This is a genomic window from Silanimonas sp. (assembly GCF_027530345.1).
In the GTDB taxonomy this organism is placed as follows: Bacteria; Pseudomonadota; Gammaproteobacteria; order Xanthomonadales; family Xanthomonadaceae; genus Silanimonas.
The window spans coordinates 1-2,137 of sequence record NZ_JAPZQK010000063.1 but is presented as its reverse complement, the minus strand read 5'-3'; the positions used below and the strand labels follow the sequence as shown (position 1 = coordinate 2,137).

The following is a 2,137-nucleotide window of genomic DNA, read 5'->3' as shown; positions in this document are numbered from 1 at the left end:
TGGGCGAGCGGCCAGAAGGGGCGGCGCGGTCGTTTCGACCCCGAGGCGTTCGACGAGCAGAAGGTCAAGTTCGCCAATCCGGCGCCGCGGCTGAAGCGGCTGCTGGCGTACATCGCCTCTCAGCGACGCTGACCTCGCCGCTTGCGCTGGCGGCTCGCCTTCAGCGCTGCGTCTCTCCGAGAACACGGCTGACGACCGCCGCAATCTCTGCGACGGTCTCCTCCAGTGCCGGGGCCTCGAGTCGACTCCGATCGAGGAAGGCTCGCCACTGCACACGCTTCGTCTTGTCGAGAGCGAATGCTGCGGTCAGTCCGATCGGAAGTTTCTCCGGTAGCGGTGTCGCTCGTCGCTCGAAGGTTGCTGTGATGGCATGGGCGAGTGACGTCGGATCCATCCGCGCCTCGCGGATGAGGCTCAGCAGGTCGAAGTAGTCCTTCATTCGGCTGTTGGTCATGCCGAGAACCACGATGGCCTCCAGCTTTTCAGCGAAGGCGGTTTCGCGCGGGTAGATCCGAAGTACGGGAGAAGGAACATCTTCCAGCATCGTGTCGAACCGCACTTCCTCCGGCTCGGGTGTGATGGCATCCCCGAATCCGATATCCCACTGGATGACGCAGGTCGCGGTGCCGAGCCGTGCCTTGAGTTGGACGCGAAGTCCGTCATAGCGAGCGGTTTCGCGGATTGCGTCGACGCTCATCCCTGAGAGGTCGAAGATCAGCCCGTCATCAACGTCGGCCTCGCAGAGCGCCCGGACCACGGTGGCGATCCGCAGCGGATCCGGCGTCCCGAATCCGAGAAAGTCCGCATCGCGTGTGGGCCGATGCGATTGGTCCAACCAGTGGCGGAAGAGCAGGGCGCCCTTCAGGACGAAGTCATCGCGATAGGGCGATATCGACAGGCGGTACAGGAGGCGCTCGACGGCGTAGCGATCCAGCGTGAGTTGGAACTCCTCCCCTTTCTGCCTTGCGATATTGAGCAGACGCTGCCGGATTGAGTCGATGCGAGCGGACGTTGGCGCACTCACGACACGGCCTCCAGGTACGGCCGCATGACGTTCGCCATCCGCAGCGCCGTCGCCAGCTGCCAGATCGCGTCGTTGCTGGCGCGGCGTTCGCGGCGCGCTTGCGCCAGTGCCTCTAGCGCGACATCGAGACCGATCTTGTTGCGGAACTTGAAGCAATCGACGACCGTCCTCGCGACGCTGGTCACCCGAAGCGGTATGCCGTCTCGGACGTGTGTTTCGATTCCTGCGGTGAGTCCCGCACCGGAGTAGCGCACCACGCGAAGGGATGGCCAGTCGAGCTTGGGCGCGTGTTGCCCGGGACCCAGTCCCAGCCATACCGCCCCAGGCGCTTGAGTGGTGAGGTTATGGAATCGCAGCGCGGTCAGCAGGCAGAAGAAGCTCTCCGGCTTGCGTTGTGCCACCACGACCAGGGCTTCGTCCTGCGAAGGGCGGCGCCGCGCGAGGGCATAGAGCCCCCGAGCCAGCTGAATCAGCTCGCCGCGCTGGACAAGCCGGGAAATCTGGGCCGCTTCCAGCCCGGCCGCGCGCAGATCGCGGGCGCGGGCGCTGCCCTGCTTCTCCAGCAGCTGTCGGGCGGGAGCATGGAATTTCATGCTCGCGAGCATGTTACATATTCGATATCAATGTCAATAAAGATGGCGAGTTTGTAACAACAGTTCTGCACTCGGGAACACCGCCGTTACTCACCTTGATGGGCCGTTAGGCCGCTCGCCGAAGGGTGTGAATCGAGTCCAAAGGGCATTGGCGTCGAGGAATGCCCTCCGCTTCGGAGGCTCCAGAGCGCGTGTTAGATCGACCTAGGCATACTGCAACGTATTGCCATCGTTGAACTTTCAAGGCTTCCGAAGCCAAATCCCTCCAGGCGCGCCATTTCCCTCTGGGACGAATCTGGGACAGATCTGGGACAGCGATCGATGGCCGCAGCCGGCGAAGTGAGTAAAGGCGCTGCGGTGGAGAAGCCCGTCCTGCAGATCCGCATCGAACTCCAGCACATCGAGCCGATGATCTGGCGCCGCTTGCAGGTGCCCGGCGACTGCACGTTCTGGGATCTGCATGTGGCCATCCAGAGCGCCTTTGCCTGGAACGACACCCATCTTCACGAGTTCCGTCCCG

Annotated in this window: 3 protein-coding genes; 1 reads left to right on the top strand and 2 read right to left on the bottom strand. The window is 63.3% G+C overall.

Features of this window, described 5'->3' with window-relative positions:
* Window positions 1-160 precede the first annotated feature (160 nt).
* Window positions 161-1,024: a nucleotidyl transferase AbiEii/AbiGii toxin family protein gene (locus O9255_RS15210; protein WP_297867712.1), complete on the bottom strand. Its 864-nt coding sequence runs from the start codon at window positions 1,022-1,024 to the stop codon at window positions 161-163.
* Window positions 1,021-1,629: a type IV toxin-antitoxin system AbiEi family antitoxin domain-containing protein gene (locus tag O9255_RS15205; RefSeq protein WP_297867711.1), complete on the bottom strand. Its 609-nt coding sequence runs from the start codon at window positions 1,627-1,629 to the stop codon at window positions 1,021-1,023. Before O9255_RS15205 ends, O9255_RS15210 begins: the two co-directional genes overlap by 4 nt.
* 309 nt (window positions 1,630-1,938) lie before the next feature.
* Here O9255_RS15205 and O9255_RS15200 point away from each other — a divergent pair.
* Window positions 1,939-2,137 (top strand): plasmid pRiA4b ORF-3 family protein (locus O9255_RS15200; protein WP_297867710.1); only part of this gene is annotated, 199 nt, incomplete at its 3' end.

Coding starts and splice junctions, on each gene's coding strand:
- O9255_RS15205 (WP_297867711.1), bottom strand. CDS start 1,629: ATGCTCGCGAGCATGAAATTCCATGCTCCCGCCCGACAGCTGCTGGAG.